Origin of the sequence: Aurantimonas manganoxydans SI85-9A1 (assembly GCF_000153465.1) — a bacterium.
GTDB classification, from domain to species: domain Bacteria; phylum Pseudomonadota; class Alphaproteobacteria; order Rhizobiales; family Rhizobiaceae; genus Aurantimonas; species Aurantimonas manganoxydans.
Genome location: NZ_CH672387.1, coordinates 2,051,116 through 2,066,597 on the forward strand (window position 1 = coordinate 2,051,116; position 15,482 = coordinate 2,066,597).

A 15,482-nucleotide genomic window follows, 5' to 3' on the forward strand; every position below is an offset into this window, starting at 1 on the left:
AGAGCTTCCGGGGCTGTTTGGCCGGCGGACGGGCCGCGCAGCGTTCGATGTGTGGTGAGAGGGCCGTGAGCCGAGGGCATGCGCAGGGTGTCATCGGCCCCGGTCGTTTCGCGGCAACGCGACGGGTCAGGCCATGTGACGCATGCGGGGCAGCATCCGCTTGAGCGCCCCGGTCCTGAACCAGAAATGCTGGGCCAGCGCCCCGACGACATGCAGTCCGATCAGGGCGAGCAGCGGGTTCCAGAGGAAGGTGTGGTAGCCCGCCAGGTCATCGCTGCCGGTGAACCAGGCGGCGAGGCCGAGGATCGGCATGGCGAGGAGGACTGCGTAAAGCAGGCCGTGAGTGAGCCGGGCGAGCAACGTGGCCCAGGTCGGCTCGTTTTCGGGATGCGGTGGGCGTCCGTTGACGAACCGGTCGAGCAGGCGAAGCGCGGCGGCGACCAGCACGAACGTGCCGAAGACGATGTGGGTATAGCCGAGCAGGTTCGTGATCTGGTCGAGGACCTTGCCCTCGAGTGTGCCGTCCCAGAAATCGACCATGAACTCACCCTCGATCCACTGGGCGACGATCAGAGCGACGATGGACCAATGGAGGAAGACGTTGAGGGCGGTCCAGTCGGACCGGTCGCGTGTCGCGGCCATGATGGTGAGCTCCGGGGAGGCGAACGGGTTTCAATCCGTTCTGCAATCGGCAGATGCTCCCGGCATTGCCGAAACTATACGGTTTCGTAATCCCGGCAGTTGCAGGGGGCGGGCGAGTCTTGCCCGGCTCACCGCCGTTGGGCGGGGCCAGATGGCAGGGGGACGAGATCGGTCGGATGGGCCCGTACCAGGGCAGCAAGAGGCCGGGTTGCGGTGTCTGGAGGAACCGCTTCTGGCTTTACTGCGACAAAGGCCAGGCCGAGGACGAACGGATCGACGACTTCCTTGGAGTAGCCGGCGAGAAGGATGGGCCGCTCGCTGCCATCGGGGCCGAGCCGATAGGCCGAGGGCCACAGAGTCAGAACGTCGCGGCCGTCCTGGCTGGGATGGGTGAACGTGGCGACGGGCATGCGGCCTTCGTGCAGCAACGGCAGGGCGGCGCGTTCGGGCAGGGGGCCGGCGGACGGAAGCAGCGCCTGCGCCAAACCTCCTGTGGTCATGGGTGACCAGCCGGCCGAAGCCAGCAGCGGCGCCAGCTCGGCAACGTCTAGGTCGGTCTGGAAGAGGATCGGTCCGGCCGCGTCCCCGCCCATGGTCAGGCGATGGCTGGCGAGCGACTTCCAGCCGTCCTTGAGCCATTCGTCCTTCGACATGTCTGTCGTCAGGCGCATCGGCGCGTAGTTGCGGATCCAGATGCCGTAGTCGCGCCACAGATGAGATCCGTAGGAGCCGGCGAAGACGGCGAGGAGGACGACGACCAGCGGCACGAGGCGGATTGTCCGGTCTCTCAGGTGGGTGGTCAGGGCGAAGACCGCCGCCATCAGGATCCCGAAGCTCATGCCGGCACTGACGTCCGTCAGCCAGTGGGCGCCGAGATAGAGGCGCGAGAAGGCGACCGTCAGGGCCGCCAGCGCAGCGATGCCGAGGACGATCGGCCGAGAACCGGGCTTCATATGCGAGGCCACAATCACCGCCAGGATTCCGAAGAAAGTCATGGACAGGGTGGCATGACCGCTTGGGAACGAAAACGATGAGACGCCGGCATAAAGGTCGGTCGGTCGAGGCCGCTCGATGGTTCCCTTGACGAGATGGACGAAGAGTTCCGATCCGGCCATTGCCAAGGCTGCGGCGATGGCGACCCGGATATGCCGGCGGATCGCCAGCCAGAGCACGATGGCAACGGTGAGGCTGGTCAGGACGAAGCCGTCAGCCGCCATGGTGATCGCGGTGACGATCTTCGTGCCTGCGTCACTACGGTAGGATTGCAGGAAGTTGTAGACCGCCTTGTCCGCCAGCTTCAGCTCGGGATCGAAGAGCAGGTTGCCCAAGAGCAGCAGGAAGCCAGCGGCGGCCAGCGCGGCAACAACCATGATGGCAGTGCGCCCGACGATGTTGTCGTCGTTGGAAAGGTAGCGCAGTTCCAGCCGAGCGAGCCGGCTTGTCGAATTGGCTCGACGCTCGATCCGGACGCGCCGCCAGTCCGCTGCCACCGGCCAGACGAAGGCGATAGCGATCTTGCCAACATACCAGGCCAGAAGGAGCACGGCGATCGCGCCAACGAGCAGGATCGCAAGGCGTGGATCGAGCGAATGGACCCGGGACAGTCCGATGCCGATTCCGGCCGCGGGGATCAGGTGTGCCGTTGCCCAGACAAAGGCCGAGGCCACGTTAACGCTCGTGAAGCGGACGACCCCCATTCCGACCATCCCGGCAATGCCCGGCACGATCGCCTTCACGCCGGGCACGAAGCGGCCGAGGAAGACACTCTTGCCGCCGTGGCGATGGAAGAAGGCTTCGCCTCGCTCAATCAGCGTCCCGTAGCGCCGGAATGGCCAGACCGTACGCAGGCGATCCCGGTAATGATGACCGATGGCGTAGGACAGCGCATCACCGGCGGTGGCACCCGCGGCCGCGACGACCAGGACTGGCATAAACGGCAGTTTGCCGCCGCCGATCATGGCGCCGACCGCGATCAGCACCACGGTGCTGGGGACGAAGAGCCCGATAATGAAGAGTGCCTCGCCGAGACAGACGGCGAACAGAAAGGTGTAGGCCAGCAGAAGGTGCTGGTCGACGAGGGAGAGGAGGGTTTGCGTCATGAGCTTCTTCGGTGCGTGCTGCGGGCAGGCCAGCACTACCGGGCGAAGCTTCGCGCCAAATGTCTCGAACTATACGGTTCGGTATAGCCGCGAGGCTCGCGAGGGCTACTCACCTGCGATCTCATTGTTTCGCGAATCCGCGATCGCGCATGGAGGCGCCCCCGCATCTGGAAAGGACAGGACTGGATTTTGGGATCAGGCGCCCGGGTTCGCGGTCGCGCCCCTCTCGATCTTGTCCTTCTTCGTAATGCTGAGATAGCCAACCAGGCCAGCGATGGTGACGAGGAACAGGACGCTGGTGCCGGTCGTGCCGAGGCCGAGACCGCCAGTGTGTGCTGGCTGGGACAACAGGTCCCCCATCGAGGCGCCGAAGGGGCGGGTCAGGATATAGGCCGCCCAGAAGGTAGGGACCGCGTCGACGCCGAACCTGTAGGCGGCATAGACCGCGGCGATCAGCGCGCCGAAGATGACGGCGGAGAACGCGTAGCCGAGGCCGAAATGCTCGGCGATGAGGTCCCCGGCGGATGTGCCGAGCGCGAAGGTGAACAGAATCGCCGCCCAGTAGAAGAGTTCGCGCCGGCGGGTGAAGATCGAATGGATGGAGAGCGTACGCTCGCTCGCATACCAGGCGAGGAACGTCGCCGTCAGGGCGAGGGCGAACCCGATCGTGGTGGTCACCAGGCTGATGCCGAGATCGTCGACCATGTAGTCGGAAACCAGTGTGCCGACGATGCTGACGAGGACGACGACGAGCCAGTAGCTCGTCGGTACGTATTCGCGCAGCTTCAACTGAAAGGCGAGGATGCCGGTCAGCAGTGCGCTCATGATGAGCGAGGTCACGACGAGGCCAAGCCCGACGTTGAAGATGAGGAAGTCGGCGGCTGTCTCGCCAACGGTGGTCGCCATGATCTTGATCCCCCAGAAGGCGAGGGTGATCTGTGGGACCTTGTTCCGCAGCGTTTCTGTCAGCGGCGATGGTGCAGGGTTCATGTGAGGGCTCCGGTCGGACGTGACGCCGCGGCGCGGCATGTCGTTCGTCCTAGGGCCGGTCGATGGCGAGCGCCTCTCCGCGCCTATACCGTTTGGTAATCGCCGGGCGCTGCACCTGTCTTTGCTGCGGGAAGATCGAGCCGGACCCTCAGGCCGGGACCCTCGTCGAGGGCCTCGACGGTGCCGTGGTGCAGTTCCGCGATCGCGGCAACCAGCGACAGGCCCAGACCGCTGCCGGGCGTCGTGCGGCTGCGGTCGAGGCGATAGAGGCGCTGGAAGATGCGCTCGCGCTCTTCCGCCGGCACGCCGGGGCCGTCGTCGACGACGTCGAGCAGCACCCGGTCACCGACGCGGGTGATTCCCACGCCGATATGCCCCGGGGCCGGAACGTGGTTGATGGCATTCTCGAGAAGATTGGCCAGGGCCTGGACCAGGAGTTCCTCGTCGCCCTCGATCATCGCCGAGGGCAGCGCGAGTGCGACGAGGTCATGGCCTTCGTCCGTTGCCACATCGCCATAGACATCGCAGATCCTGCGGACGACGTCGGCCAGGTCCAGCCGGCGGAACCTCGCGCGGCGGGTACCAGCCTCGATCTGGGCGATCCGCAGCAGCGCGTTGAAGGTCTCGATCGCGGCCTCGCTCTCGCTGATCGCGTCATCGATCGCCGCCTCATATTCCGCCGGGGTCCGCTGAGCGCCGCGCACGCTTTCCAGCCGTTGCCGCAGCCTTGCAAGCGGCGTCCTGAGGTCGTGGGCGATATCGGCAGAGACCTGTTTGAGGCTCGACAACAGTGTCTCGATGCGGCCGAGCATGACGTTGATGTCGAGGGCGAGCCGGTCGAGTTCGTCGCGTCGTCCGGACACCGGGAGCCGCAGATCGAACCGGCCATCGACGATCTGGCGCGTCGTAGCGGCAATCTCGTCGACCCGCCGGGTCGGCCCGATCGAGACGAGAAACCCTCCGAGCAGCGCGAGGAGGGTGGTGACCAAAGCCCCCCAGAGCATCGCGGACAGGATGATCTCCTGGGTCTCGTCGAGCACGTGGGAATTACGGCCGATCAGGACCTCGTAGGCGCCGATCCGTTCTCCGAGGCTGAGCAGGAGCACCTCGTTGTCGGTATTGTGGGACGCGGCCCGTTGCAGATCGGCCGAGCCGTCGACGTGCGCACCCGATAGCTTTTCGTCGGCCCAACCTTCGCGCCAGACCGACGCTGGAATGTTGCCGATGACGGTCTCTTTGCCGGAAACCTGTCGCATCAGGAAGAAGCGGTCCTCGGAGCCCGATTCCGCAAGTTCGGCCATCCGGAGCTGCAATTCGCCTTCGCCACCCCGCCGATAGGCATCGCGCAAACCTTCCATATCGTCCGATACCGACGAGCGCAGGATGCCGGCCATCTCCGAGGATGCCGCCAGATAGGTCGTTCCGAGGATCGCCAGAACGGAGGCGACGAAGAACAGCGTGAAGATCAGTGCGACACGGAAGGAGGTCGTGCGGACCTGTTCAGGCAGGAACATTCAGCACGTATCCCGAGCCGCGGATCGTCTTGATCATCTCCGTTGAAAAGGGACGGTCGACCTTGCCGCGCAGCCGGCTGACGTGGGTCTCCACGACATTCGTCCTGGGGTCGAAATGGAAATCCCAGACGCGCTCGAGCAGCATCGTGCGCGTCAGCACCCGGCCACGGTTGCGCATCATGTATTCCAGCAAGCGGAACTCACGGGGCTGGAGATCAACCGACTGCCCCTCGCGGCGGACCGTTCGAGCGATCAGGTTCATCTCAAGGTCGCCGACCTTCAGGACAGCCTCCTCCCTGCGCATGGGGGAGCGCCGGGCCAGCGCATTGAGGCGGGCCATCAGCTCGGAGAAGGCGAAGGGCTTGACGAGATAGTCGTCGGCCCCGGCTTCCAGCCCCTCGACGCGGTCGTCGAGCCCTGAGACGGAGGTCAGGAAGATCACCGGGGTGTCGCGGCCGGACGAGCGAAGAGCCCGTACGATCGACAGGCCGTCCAGGCCGGGCAGCATCCGGTCGATCACCATCGCATCGTAGTCGCGCGTGCAGGCGAGCTCGAGGCCGATCGGACCCGAGGCGGCATGGTCGGGGTCATGACCCTCTTCCTTCAGGCCACCGGTCACATAGTCGGCGGTCGAACGATCGTCCTCGATGACCAGGACCTTCATCACATGCTCTCCTGTGTTGACGGTTTGGCCGCCGCCGCGGCCTTGCTGAACGTCAGGAATGGATAACCCGTAGCGTTTTCAACGGCATGGACGTTCCCGGAAAGCTGTAGATAGCCAGCATATGACAAGGGGGCTGCCGCTGCGACCGCGATCATTACAAACAGCCCGCGAACCGGAGGAAAGGGCGACTGCATCGGCGAGATCCTCTTGGGATTTCTCGCCAATGGCTAACGAGGGATCTCGCCCGCCGCATGTCAGCAGCTATACGCTTTCGTATAGAATCCCGATGGCCACAGGAAGCCACGCAATGCACAGATCGTCGCAGGTAGAACGGTGGCGGCAGATCTGTGAAGCTGATCATCTGCGGGGATTCCGATGTCGCATGCCGCCCATAAACTCCCGCCCGTCATCAAGCTTGCGATCGCTGTGGTGCCGCCGCAGACCCGACAGATGGTTCTTGCATAACCGCGGCCATGCGCCGGTGTCCCTGACATTGCGCACGAGCGGCACCTATACCGCCTTCGATCGCAAGGTCTGACGTGGCCTTTCGATGAGCACCGACCAATGATCCCGTGCCATCGGTCGGCAAGCCATCCTGAAGGTCAAACCGCAACGCTCGGGGAGCCACGATGCTGACCGTTCTGCGCCACCGTATTTATCGCCATCTCTTCGCAGCGCAGGTTCTGTCGCTGATCGGGACCGGCCTGACGACGGTGGCGCTGGGGCTGCTCGCCTACGACCTTGCCGGCGCCGACGCCGGCGCGGTGCTCGGGACGGCGCTTGCGATCAAGATGATCGCCTATGTGGGTGTCTCGCAGTTCGCCGGGGTCCTGACGGGCTACCTGCCACGGCGGACGCTGCTCGTCGGCCTCGACCTCGCCCGGGCGGCCTTCGTGCTCGTCCTGCCCTTCGTCACCGAGATCTGGCAGGTCTACGCCCTGGTCTTCGCGTTCCAGTCGATGTCGGCGTTGTTCACGCCGACCTTCCAGGGCACGATCCCGGACATCCTGCCGGACGAGCGGGCGTACACGAACGCCCTGTCGCTCTCGCGGCTTGCCTACGACCTCGAGTCGCTCTTCAGTCCGCTCCTAGCAGGGCTTCTGCTCACCGTGATCTCCTTCCACTGGCTGTTTCTCGGCACGGTCTTCGGCTTCCTCGCATCCGCGGCACTGGTCGTCTCGGTCGCGCTTCCGGTCGCGAAGGCGGCCACCGGCGGTCGGTTCGTCGACAAGTTGACCCGGGGGATCCGCGTCTATCTCGCGACACCGCGCCTGCGCGGTCTCCTGGCCCTGTCCTTCGCGGCGTCGTCGGGCGGGGCGATGGTGATCGTCAACACCGTCGTCGTCGTGCGCGCCGATCTCGGCGGCACCAACGACGACGTGGCCTTGCTCTTCGCCGCCTACGGCCTGGGCTCGATGGCGGTCGCCATCCTGCTCTCGCGGCTTCTCGACCGGGTTCCGGCCCGCACCGTCATGCTGACTGGCGCGAGCGCCATGGCGGGCCTCCTCGTCATAGCCGGCACGGGCCTTGGATGGCTGGGCAGCGTCATCCTGTGGGCCCTGCTCGGTGCCGCCGCGTCGGCGATAGGGACGCCCGGGGGGCTGCTCCTGCGCCGTTCCTCCGATGCCGACAGCCGGCCCGCCGTCTTCGCCGCGCAATTCGCTCTCTCGCACGCCTGTTGGCTCGTCACCTATCCAGCCGCCGGGTGGCTTGGCGCGACGATCGGCCTTGGCCCGACGTTCCTGGTCATGGCTGCTGGAGCGGCCGCAAGCGTAGCGGTCGCGCTGGTCTTCTGGCCGGCGAGCGATCCGGTCGAGATCGAGCATGTCCACCAGGCGCTTGTGCACGGCTCGCTGCATGTCCACGACGATCACCACCGGCACGAACACGAGGGCTGGGAGGGGCCGGAGCCACACCGCCATCCGCATCGCCACCAGCCGATCCGCCATCGGCACGCTCTGGTGATCGACGACCACCACGCGATCTGGCCGACCGGTACCGCCGGCGGGTGACTCGCGAGCTTCCCGCTATGACGGGGGCGGAGTACGGAAGTCTTAGCGTCGAGCCAGGCGCGTCCCATGAGGGCAGGGGTCTGAGAATGGACGCCTCGTCGAGTTCATGATATCCACCGCGCGATGATGTTTCACCGATCCCATGCTCGCACGCCTGCTCGGCTGCTGACTGCTCTCGCGGTCATGCTGAGCATGCTGTTCGCATCCGTCGGGTCGGTCGGGGCGGAACCGTCCATCATGTCGTCGCAGCCCCTCGCCATGGCGAAGGTCGCCCAGGCGGATATGGCCGGCGAACCCGGACATGCGCACGATGGCCACCATGCGCCCGTGAAAGCCCATGATCACAAGGCCGCCGGCGGAAGTGACTGTGCGACGCACTGCCTGACGGCCGTGCCGCAGGCCGTCGGGCCGACCGACGCCATGCCGGTCAGCCGCAATCTGTCCTATCCGATCCTTACGACGGATCTGACCGGACAGTCCGGCCCCACCACCGAGCGTCCTCCTCGAACCTGATCGTCCAGGGCTTTTGTCAGCCTTGTTGCGTCTTCCGGCCATCCCTTGGTCGCAAGCGTGGACGTCAGGAATTCGCCCACGGCGAAGCCTGATCCTCTTCCCCCATGACCGGTTCCGCGAGGCGCATCTCGCGGCTAACGGTATGGCGTTCAGGTTCAACAATGAGATTCTCCATCATTGCCGGCATCCTGCCCGGCCTGCTTCTTGCGGGCTGTGCGGACGCTGCTCGGGGTCTGCCCGAAACGACCGTGTTCCCGTCACCTGAGGACCCGAGCACTCCCGGTGGAACACCCGGCCGTGCTTCCGTCGTCGGGGCCTATACCCATCGCACGGTCCGCGAGCCGGATGGTTGGCGCGGTACGGGCGTGAACATATCCCCCGTCGCCGGCCGGGAGCCGGCACGATGAGGCCGCTGTTCAAGATGGGCAGCGTCATTCTCCTGCCGCTGATCATGTCGGGCTGCGTTGCGGCTTCGGAGACATTCGAGCCGGATCACGGCTTCGATGTCGTGTCGGCAGACGCCGGACGCCGTCTGGGGAAGCAGACGGTCTGGGTCCAGGATCAGGCGCAGGCTGCGGCGGCCAACGAGCGGGTCCGGAACCTGCTCGCGGCGAAATATATCGGCGCCGACGCGGCCGTTCAGGTCGCGCTTCTCAGCAACAAGACGTTGCAGGCGGACTATGCAGAGGTCGGATTGTCGGTTGCCGAACTCTGGCAGGAAGGGCTCGCCGTCAATCCGAGGCTTTCGCTCTCCTACAGTGGGATCGGTGTCGGGCGGACGATCGAGGGACTGATCGCCGCCAACATCATCCGGATGATGACCCGTGAACGGCGCCTCGACGTCGCCGAGGTCCGGGTCCTCCAGGCGCAATTGCGGGTCGTCGACGCAACGCTGGCGCTTGCGGCCAGAACGCGTGAGGCATGGATCGAGGCTGTCGCGGGCTGGGAGACGGTCGCCTATCTGAACCGTGCGAAGGTCGCCGCGGACGCCGCGGCGGAACTGGCGAGCGAACTGGGCCGGACCGGAGCGATGCCGAAGGTCGAGCAGGCCCGCGAACAAGCCTTCTATGCCGAGCTGACCGGGCGGACGGCCGAAGCGCGACTGGCCGCGCAACTGGCGAAGGAGAAGCTCTACCGGGTGATGGGCGTATGGGGGAAGAATCTCGATTTCGAGGTTCCGAACGCACTGCCCGGACTGCCCGGCACGCTGAAGGGCTTCAAGGCCATCGAGGCGGAGGCCCTTCGCAACCGGGTCGACCTGCAGGTCGCGCGTCTCGAACTCGAGGCGCTGGCGCGGTCCTACGGCCTGACCAGGGCCACGCGATATGTGTCCGACCTCGAACTGGCCGCCGGCGTGGAGGTAGAACGCGAGGTCGAGGAACGCGAGGATGGATCCGAAGCGGCAAGGAACGTCGTGTCCGCATCGGTGGAGGTAGGGCTCGAAATCCCGATCTTCGACAGCGGGCAGGCCCGGCTTCGAAAGGCGGAATTCCAGTACCTGAAGGCAGCCAACCAGCTGGCGGCCAAAGCCGTCGACATCCGGTCGCAGGCACGCGCTGCCTACAAGGCCTATCGCGGCCGCAGCGAGATCGCCCGGCACTACCGCTCTCGCGTCGTGCCATTGCGGACGACGATCGAGAAGGAAGCTCTTCTCACCTACAACGGGATGATCACGAGCACCTTTGATCTCCTCGCCGATACGCGGGCGAAGCTCGACGCGATCCTGCTCTCCCTCAACGCAAAGCGCGAATTCCACCTCGCCGACGCCGCTCGCACCGCTGCCGTCTACGGCGGCGGCGAAGATGCGCCCGAAGCCGCTGGCGGCGCCGAGATGGCGTCGGCCTCCGGCGACGATTGATCGAAAGGATCCGAACGATGGTTTCGAGACGACAATTCATCGGGGCCGGAGCGGCTCTTGCAGGTGTCGCGGCCTGGTCAAAAACGTCGGCCATGGGGCTTCCGGAAGCGCCGATCATGGAAACGGCGGCCACCCAGCCGCCTCTGATGCCGACGGCCGGGCCGGACTACAACCCGGTGGTGACGCTGAACGGCTGGTCACTGCCCTTCCGCATGAACAACGGCGTCAAGGAGTTCCACCTCGTTGCCGAACCGGTGGAGCGGGAGATGGGCGAGGGCATGACCGCCTATCTGTGGGGCTACAACGGCCAGGCGCCGGGACCGACCATCGAATGCGTCGAAGGCGACCGGGTGCGGATCTTCGTATCGAACAAGTTGAGGGAGCACACGACCGTTCACTGGCACGGCGTCATCCTGCCCTGCGGCATGGACGGCGTGACCGGCCTGACCCAGCCGGGAATTCCGCCCGGCAAGACGTTTGTCTACGAGTTCGACGCCGTGAAGAGCGGGACCTTCATGTACCATCCGCATGGCGACGAGATGGTCCAGATGGCCATGGGGATGATGGGCATGTTCATCATCCATCCGAAGGACCCGGCCTTCATGCCGGTCGATCGGGACTTCGTCTTCATGCTGTCGGCCTACGACATCGATCCCGGTGCGTATTTGCCGAAGGTCATGGAGATGACCGATTTCAATCTGTGGGCGATCAACGCCCGGGTTTTCCCGGATGTTGCGCCTCTCGTCGCCGCGACCGGCGACCGGGTTCGGGTGCGGGTCGGAAACCTGACGATGACCAATCATCCGATCCACATGCACGGTTACGACTTCGAGGTGACCTGCACCGACGGAGGGTGGGTGAAGCCCGAGGCACGCTGGCCGGAGGTCTCGATCGACATTCCCGTGGGTGCGATGCGCGCCTACGAGTTCGACGCGGTCTATCCGGGCGACTGGGCCCTGCATTGCCACAAGTCGCACCACACGATGAACGCGATGGGGCACGACATCCCGACGCCGATGAATGCCAACAAGGCAAGGGTTGCGGCGAAGATCCGTCAGATCCAGCCGGACTACATGCCGATGGGCGAAACCGGGATGGCCGAAATGGCCGAGATGGCGATGCCACTGCCGGACAACACGATCCCGATGATGGCCGGCTGGGGACAGTTCGGCTCCCTCGAGATGGGCGGCATGTTCACCGTGATGAAGGTTCGGGACGGCCTTGCGGCCGACGATTATGCCGATCCGGGCGACTACGAATTTCCCGCCGGAACGGTGGCCTACGAGTGGACCGGCTCCCTCCCGGAAGCACCCGCCGCACCGGCTGGCAGCGCTGACGGTGCCGCACTGCCCCACACGCCATCCGCCAGACGGGTCATGCCGGCCGGCGGCGATCATTCCGGCCATTGAGGCCGGGACGCAAGGGACATCAACCACAACCAAAGAGGACCATTCATGCGCAAACTTACGACGCTGCTGCTCGCCGCCATGTTGCCGCTTGCCCCCGTCACCGCCTTGGCGGCCGGGAGCCATTCGGGGGGGCACCACGAGGAGATGATGCTCGGCAAGCCGGCGGAGCCCGCGCAAGCGGGGCGAACCATTGCCGTGCGGATGCTGGAGACCGACGACGGCGAGATGCTGTTCGAGCCGTCGTCGATCGCGGTCAAGCGGGGCGAGACCGTGCTTCTCGACATCCGCAACGATGGCGAGATCGAGCACGAGTTCGTCATGGACGGGCACGAGATGATCCAGGAGCACAAGGCGCTCATGGAGAAGTTCCCGGAGATGGAGCACGACGATCCGAACTCCGTGCGTCTGGCGCCCGGCGAGAGCGGCCAGATCGTCTGGACCTTCACCAATGACGGCAGCTTCGAGTTCGCCTGTCTGATCCCCGGCCACTACGAATCCGGCATGCACGGTCCGCTGACCGTTGCCGCCGAATAACCGCCGACCGAACAATCCTCAGGAGACAACCATGTCCAAATTCGTGAAAACCCTCGCGCTGGCGCTCGTTGCGCTTCCCCTGGCTCTGCCGGCTCTTGCCGCCGATTACACCAAAGGCACCGTCCAGAAGGTCGATACCAAGGCCAGCAAGCTGACGATCAAACATGAGGAACTGGCAAATCTCGACATGCCGGCGATGACGATGGTGTTCGTCGTCGCCGATCCGGCGATGCTGGAAACGGCAAAGGAAGGTCAGGCGATCGAGTTCGTTGCGGAGCGGATCCGCGGCAAGTTGACCGTCGTCGAGATGAAATAGGCGACTTCCCGTCGGGCGGCACCAACCGCTCGGCGGGAGCAGGTCCCAAACACCACCACCATCACCGGAGACCCGGCCCATGAAATACTCGACCTTCGGCGCGATGATCGCGACTTCCACCATCGTGATGTTCGGACTGATGTATCTGAACACCTACAGCCTCGATCATATCCTCTTCAGCGAAACCCGGGCGTGGATGGCGATCGTCATGGGGGCGACAATGGCCGTCATCATGCTGGCGTTCATGCTCGGCATGTACCGAAACCGGACGGCCAATATCGCGATCTTCGCCGCGGCGACCATCGCCTTCGCCGGCTCGCTTTATCTCGTACGCAGCCAGGACACGATCGCGGACGTCGCCTGGATGAAGGCGATGATCCCGCATCATTCGATCGCCATCCTGACCAGCGAGCGCGCCAACATCTCCGATCCGCGCGTCCGCAAGCTCGCCGACGAGATCATCGAGGCGCAGCGCCGGGAGATCGGCGAGATGAAAGCGCTGATCGCCGATCTTCAGGACGACGACTGAGGAGAAACCGATGAGGTTGTCGAAAACCACGATCGCGGTCATCGCCGGCGCACTGGCGGTGGGCGCGTTCCTTCTCTGGCGCGTGATGTTCGCCGGGCCGGCATCCACGGAGCATATCGTGGCCGTGAATATACCCCCGCTCTCCTTCCGGGCGGAGCGGGGGCAGGATTTGTTCGCCGCGAACTGTGCCGCCTGCCACGGGGATAATGCTGGTGGCACCGATCAGGGGCCGCCGCTGATCCACCGGATCTACGAGCCGAACCATCACAGCGACCAGGCATTCCTGATCGCTGCGACGCAGGGCACCCGGGCCCACCACTGGGGCTTCGGGAACATGCCGCCGGTCGAAGGAGTGAGTCAGCGACAGATCGCCGACATCGTCGCCTATGTCCGCGAGGTCCAGCAGGCAAACGGCATCTTCTGAGCTGTTGCGATCAGCGGCGCAGGTACTTCACCAGGGCCGCAATCACCAGGACGAAGACCACGAGGACCAGAATGCCCCACAGCCCCATGCCGAAGGGCATCCAGCCCATTTCACCAGAATGTTCACCCATCATCGTCGTTCTCCTTCGTGATTACATTGCTTCCTTGATACCCTTGCGGATCAGCCACCAGTTGACCGGATAGGAGGTCAGGAATCCGCAGATCATCGCGATCTGCATCGCGGCCCAGAACTCGATCATGTTCACTTCGAGCTTGACGCCGAGGATCGAGCCGAAGATCCAGAAATGCGCCAGCGCCATGAAGCCGTACATACCAATCTGCCACGAGGTCAGCGACAGGGTGTCGGCCTTGATCGCCTCGATCACTCCGCGGCCCGGAGACAGGCCGCGCATCGGCACGATGGTCGCATACTGGAAGCCGACGCCGATGACGAAAGCGAAAATGTAGTCAACGATCCAGACGGCGTAGATCTTCTCCGCGAACAGGCTCTCGTAGCCGAACCAGACGGCGATCGCCGGCACAAGGAAAACCAACCATTCGGCGGTGATGTCGCCAAGCGTGCATCCGGCTCCGCAATGGGTTGCGCCCTTGCCGACCTTGGTCGGGAAGGGCGTCAGTTGCTTGTGCGGCATCGGCTCGTCCCGCTGCATGGCAGCGTGGGCCAGTTTGTGACGTGCCAGGCGGCCGTAAGTCCAGTAGGCCCAGACGGCGAGGGGGCCGGCGTAAAGACCGGTGATCGGCCAGACGGCGTTCATGATCGACATGTGCTGCGGGTTGTGCAGGATGTCGAGGAGGATGATGACGGCGCAGGCAAAGCCGATGAGAAGCATTGCCAATGCCAGGGTGTGAAGCCATTCGGGAATCATCGTTGCTCAGCCTCCCCAGACCAATATCCGCACGGGCATCCACAGGCCCATGCCGATCATGACAAGGTTCTCGGTCAGCGACACGAAGCCCAGGGGCACGTTCGAGCCGCCGCCGACGCAGGCGCATTTGAGTTCGCGCTTCTGCACATAGACCGCATAGAAGACCGACACGGCGCCGATGGTTCCGATGATCAGCGCGATCGGCGCCGACAGCCAGGTGAGGGTGCCGGCGATCATCAGCACGCCGGCCAGCGTCTCGCCGAACGGGTAGATCTTGCCGTAGCGCACCCATCGCTTGGCCAGAAGGTCGTAATTCAGGAACATGGTCGAGAAACTCTCGACGTCCTGCAGCTTCTGGATGCCGAGCAGGCACATGGAGATGGCGAAGAACCACTCGATCGCCCGCAGGGTGAAGATCGTCTGATAGGCGGCGAAGGAGACCGCCAGCGCCATCAGGAAGGCGACCGAGAAGATGGCGATCACCGGCTGGTAGGTGGTCTCGTCCTCCGACTGGACCGACTTGCCGAAATGTTCGCGCAGGTCGGTGTAACCGCCGACGCGATCGCCGCCGATGAAGGCCTGCGGCGTCGTGTCGACCCCATGCTTCGTCTTGAAGGCGTCGGTCTCCTCGCGGGTGGTCAGCCAGTTGTCGTCGACCGTGAACCCTTCGCGCTCGAGAAGGTCCTTCGACTTCAGCCCATAGGGGCAGACATGGTCCTCCATGACCATCCGGTAGAGGACGGCCGTCTTCCGTGATGGTGACGGCAATATCGTACTCATGCCAATTCTCCTGCAACGATGGCCAGCGAACACTCGTTCGTTCGCCGATCGTCGGTATCAGATGGAGATTCCAGCCACTGGAAGGTCAAGGCAGGATCGAAAATCCGCACACGAAGCGTGTCGTAATTCAGGAGCGCTCGCATCCGGAGACGCGGCGAGACACAGCGATCAGGCACTGGATCTGAATAGCCCCTATATTTGTAGACGACTTCTCCGAGGCCACTATCCACGTCCCAATGGGAAGCCTTCTCTTGCGACGGATCAGTTATTGAACCCATTCTCAAACAGGCTCTTAGTCTTCGGTTCTTGCGG

Annotated in this window: 16 protein-coding genes; 8 read left to right on the forward strand and 8 right to left on the reverse strand. The window is 64.4% G+C overall.

Annotated features, from left to right (window positions below; genetic code table 11):
* Positions 1–126: 126 nt before the first annotated feature.
* The 6 genes from SI859A1_RS20330 to SI859A1_RS21440 form a co-directional block, all read right to left on the reverse strand.
* Entirely contained in the window at positions 127–642 is a 516-nt protein-coding gene (locus tag SI859A1_RS20330) for a cytochrome b (RefSeq protein WP_050767500.1), read from the reverse strand.
* 128 nt (positions 643–770) lie between these two features.
* A complete protein-coding gene (locus SI859A1_RS09690) occupies positions 771–2,741 on the reverse strand; it encodes a bifunctional DedA family/phosphatase PAP2 family protein (RefSeq protein WP_050767501.1) in 1,971 nt (656 codons plus the stop codon).
* Between the two features lie 195 nt (positions 2,742–2,936).
* Positions 2,937–3,731, reverse strand: coding sequence for a COG4705 family protein (locus SI859A1_RS09695; protein ID WP_202797864.1), 795 nt, complete (start codon positions 3,729–3,731; stop codon positions 2,937–2,939).
* Positions 3,732–3,814: 83 nt separating this feature from the next.
* Complete coding sequence (locus SI859A1_RS09700) at positions 3,815–5,245, reverse strand: sensor histidine kinase (RefSeq protein WP_009209608.1); 1,431 nt, start codon at positions 5,243–5,245, stop codon at positions 3,815–3,817.
* The gene (locus SI859A1_RS09705) at positions 5,232–5,909 is read right to left on the reverse strand and encodes a response regulator transcription factor (protein ID WP_009209609.1); all 678 of its coding nucleotides are present in this window, start codon (positions 5,907–5,909) and stop codon (positions 5,232–5,234) included. The genes SI859A1_RS09700 and SI859A1_RS09705 overlap by 14 nt, the downstream gene beginning before the upstream one ends.
* Positions 5,909–6,103: a hypothetical protein gene (locus SI859A1_RS21440; RefSeq protein WP_148233796.1), complete on the reverse strand. Its 195-nt coding sequence runs from the start codon at positions 6,101–6,103 to the stop codon at positions 5,909–5,911. The genes SI859A1_RS09705 and SI859A1_RS21440 overlap by 1 nt, the downstream gene beginning before the upstream one ends.
* A gap of 435 nt (positions 6,104–6,538) precedes the next feature.
* On the opposite strand from SI859A1_RS21440, the gene SI859A1_RS09710 reads away from it, so the two are divergent.
* From SI859A1_RS09710 to SI859A1_RS09745, 8 genes are all read left to right on the forward strand, one after another.
* On the forward strand, positions 6,539–7,921 hold the full coding sequence (locus tag SI859A1_RS09710; protein ID WP_009209610.1) for an MFS transporter: 1,383 nt from the start codon (positions 6,539–6,541) through the stop codon (positions 7,919–7,921).
* 183 nt (positions 7,922–8,104) lie between these two features.
* On the forward strand, positions 8,105–8,434 hold the full coding sequence (locus SI859A1_RS21635) for a hypothetical protein (protein ID WP_040325650.1): 330 nt from the start codon (positions 8,105–8,107) through the stop codon (positions 8,432–8,434).
* 403 nt (positions 8,435–8,837) lie between these two features.
* A complete protein-coding gene (locus SI859A1_RS09720; RefSeq protein WP_009209612.1) occupies positions 8,838–10,292 on the forward strand; it encodes a TolC family protein in 1,455 nt (484 codons plus the stop codon).
* 17 nt (positions 10,293–10,309) lie between these two features.
* Entirely contained in the window at positions 10,310–11,701 is a 1,392-nt protein-coding gene (locus SI859A1_RS09725) for a multicopper oxidase family protein (protein ID WP_009209613.1), read from the forward strand.
* A 45-nt stretch (positions 11,702–11,746) separates the two neighbouring features.
* Complete coding sequence (locus SI859A1_RS09730; RefSeq protein WP_009209614.1) at positions 11,747–12,235, forward strand: cupredoxin domain-containing protein; 489 nt, start codon at positions 11,747–11,749, stop codon at positions 12,233–12,235.
* 31 nt (positions 12,236–12,266) lie between these two features.
* A complete protein-coding gene (locus SI859A1_RS09735; RefSeq protein ID WP_040325651.1) occupies positions 12,267–12,551 on the forward strand; it encodes a copper-binding protein in 285 nt (94 codons plus the stop codon).
* A 79-nt stretch (positions 12,552–12,630) separates the two neighbouring features.
* Positions 12,631–13,080 (forward strand): DUF305 domain-containing protein, encoded by a 450-nt coding sequence (locus SI859A1_RS09740; RefSeq protein ID WP_009209615.1) that lies wholly within the window; start codon positions 12,631–12,633, stop codon positions 13,078–13,080.
* A gap of 10 nt (positions 13,081–13,090) precedes the next feature.
* Positions 13,091–13,504: a c-type cytochrome gene (locus SI859A1_RS09745; RefSeq protein ID WP_009209616.1), complete on the forward strand. Its 414-nt coding sequence runs from the start codon at positions 13,091–13,093 to the stop codon at positions 13,502–13,504.
* A gap of 151 nt (positions 13,505–13,655) precedes the next feature.
* On the opposite strand, the gene SI859A1_RS09750 is transcribed toward SI859A1_RS09745, so the two are convergent.
* A complete protein-coding gene (locus tag SI859A1_RS09750) occupies positions 13,656–14,390 on the reverse strand; it encodes a DUF4396 domain-containing protein (protein ID WP_009209617.1) in 735 nt (244 codons plus the stop codon).
* 6 nt (positions 14,391–14,396) lie between these two features.
* Positions 14,397–15,170: a glutaredoxin family protein gene (locus tag SI859A1_RS09755; protein WP_040325652.1), complete on the reverse strand. Its 774-nt coding sequence runs from the start codon at positions 15,168–15,170 to the stop codon at positions 14,397–14,399.
* Positions 15,171–15,482 lie beyond the last annotated feature (312 nt).

Bases quoted from the DNA above. Each gene is read 5' to 3' on its own strand.
- SI859A1_RS20330 (WP_050767500.1), bottom strand. From the start codon at position 642: ATGGCCGCGACACGCGACCGGTCCGACTGGACCGCCCTCAACGTCTTC.
- SI859A1_RS09690 (WP_050767501.1), bottom strand. From the start codon at position 2,741: ATGACGCAAACCCTCCTCTCCCTCGTCGACCAGCACCTTCTGCTGGCC.
- SI859A1_RS09695 (WP_202797864.1), bottom strand. From the start codon at position 3,731: ATGAACCCTGCACCATCGCCGCTGACAGAAACGCTGCGGAACAAGGTC.
- SI859A1_RS09700 (WP_009209608.1), bottom strand. From the start codon at position 5,245: ATGTTCCTGCCTGAACAGGTCCGCACGACCTCCTTCCGTGTCGCACTG.
- SI859A1_RS09705 (WP_009209609.1), bottom strand. From the start codon at position 5,909: ATGAAGGTCCTGGTCATCGAGGACGATCGTTCGACCGCCGACTATGTG.
- SI859A1_RS21440 (WP_148233796.1), bottom strand. From the start codon at position 6,103: ATGCAGTCGCCCTTTCCTCCGGTTCGCGGGCTGTTTGTAATGATCGCG.
- SI859A1_RS09710 (WP_009209610.1), top strand. From the start codon at position 6,539: ATGCTGACCGTTCTGCGCCACCGTATTTATCGCCATCTCTTCGCAGCG.
- SI859A1_RS21635 (WP_040325650.1), top strand. From the start codon at position 8,105: ATGCTGAGCATGCTGTTCGCATCCGTCGGGTCGGTCGGGGCGGAACCG.
- SI859A1_RS09720 (WP_009209612.1), top strand. From the start codon at position 8,838: ATGAGGCCGCTGTTCAAGATGGGCAGCGTCATTCTCCTGCCGCTGATC.
- SI859A1_RS09725 (WP_009209613.1), top strand. From the start codon at position 10,310: ATGGTTTCGAGACGACAATTCATCGGGGCCGGAGCGGCTCTTGCAGGT.
- SI859A1_RS09730 (WP_009209614.1), top strand. From the start codon at position 11,747: ATGCGCAAACTTACGACGCTGCTGCTCGCCGCCATGTTGCCGCTTGCC.
- SI859A1_RS09735 (WP_040325651.1), top strand. From the start codon at position 12,267: ATGTCCAAATTCGTGAAAACCCTCGCGCTGGCGCTCGTTGCGCTTCCC.
- SI859A1_RS09740 (WP_009209615.1), top strand. From the start codon at position 12,631: ATGAAATACTCGACCTTCGGCGCGATGATCGCGACTTCCACCATCGTG.
- SI859A1_RS09745 (WP_009209616.1), top strand. From the start codon at position 13,091: ATGAGGTTGTCGAAAACCACGATCGCGGTCATCGCCGGCGCACTGGCG.
- SI859A1_RS09750 (WP_009209617.1), bottom strand. From the start codon at position 14,390: ATGATTCCCGAATGGCTTCACACCCTGGCATTGGCAATGCTTCTCATC.
- SI859A1_RS09755 (WP_040325652.1), bottom strand. From the start codon at position 15,170: ATGAGTACGATATTGCCGTCACCATCACGGAAGACGGCCGTCCTCTAC.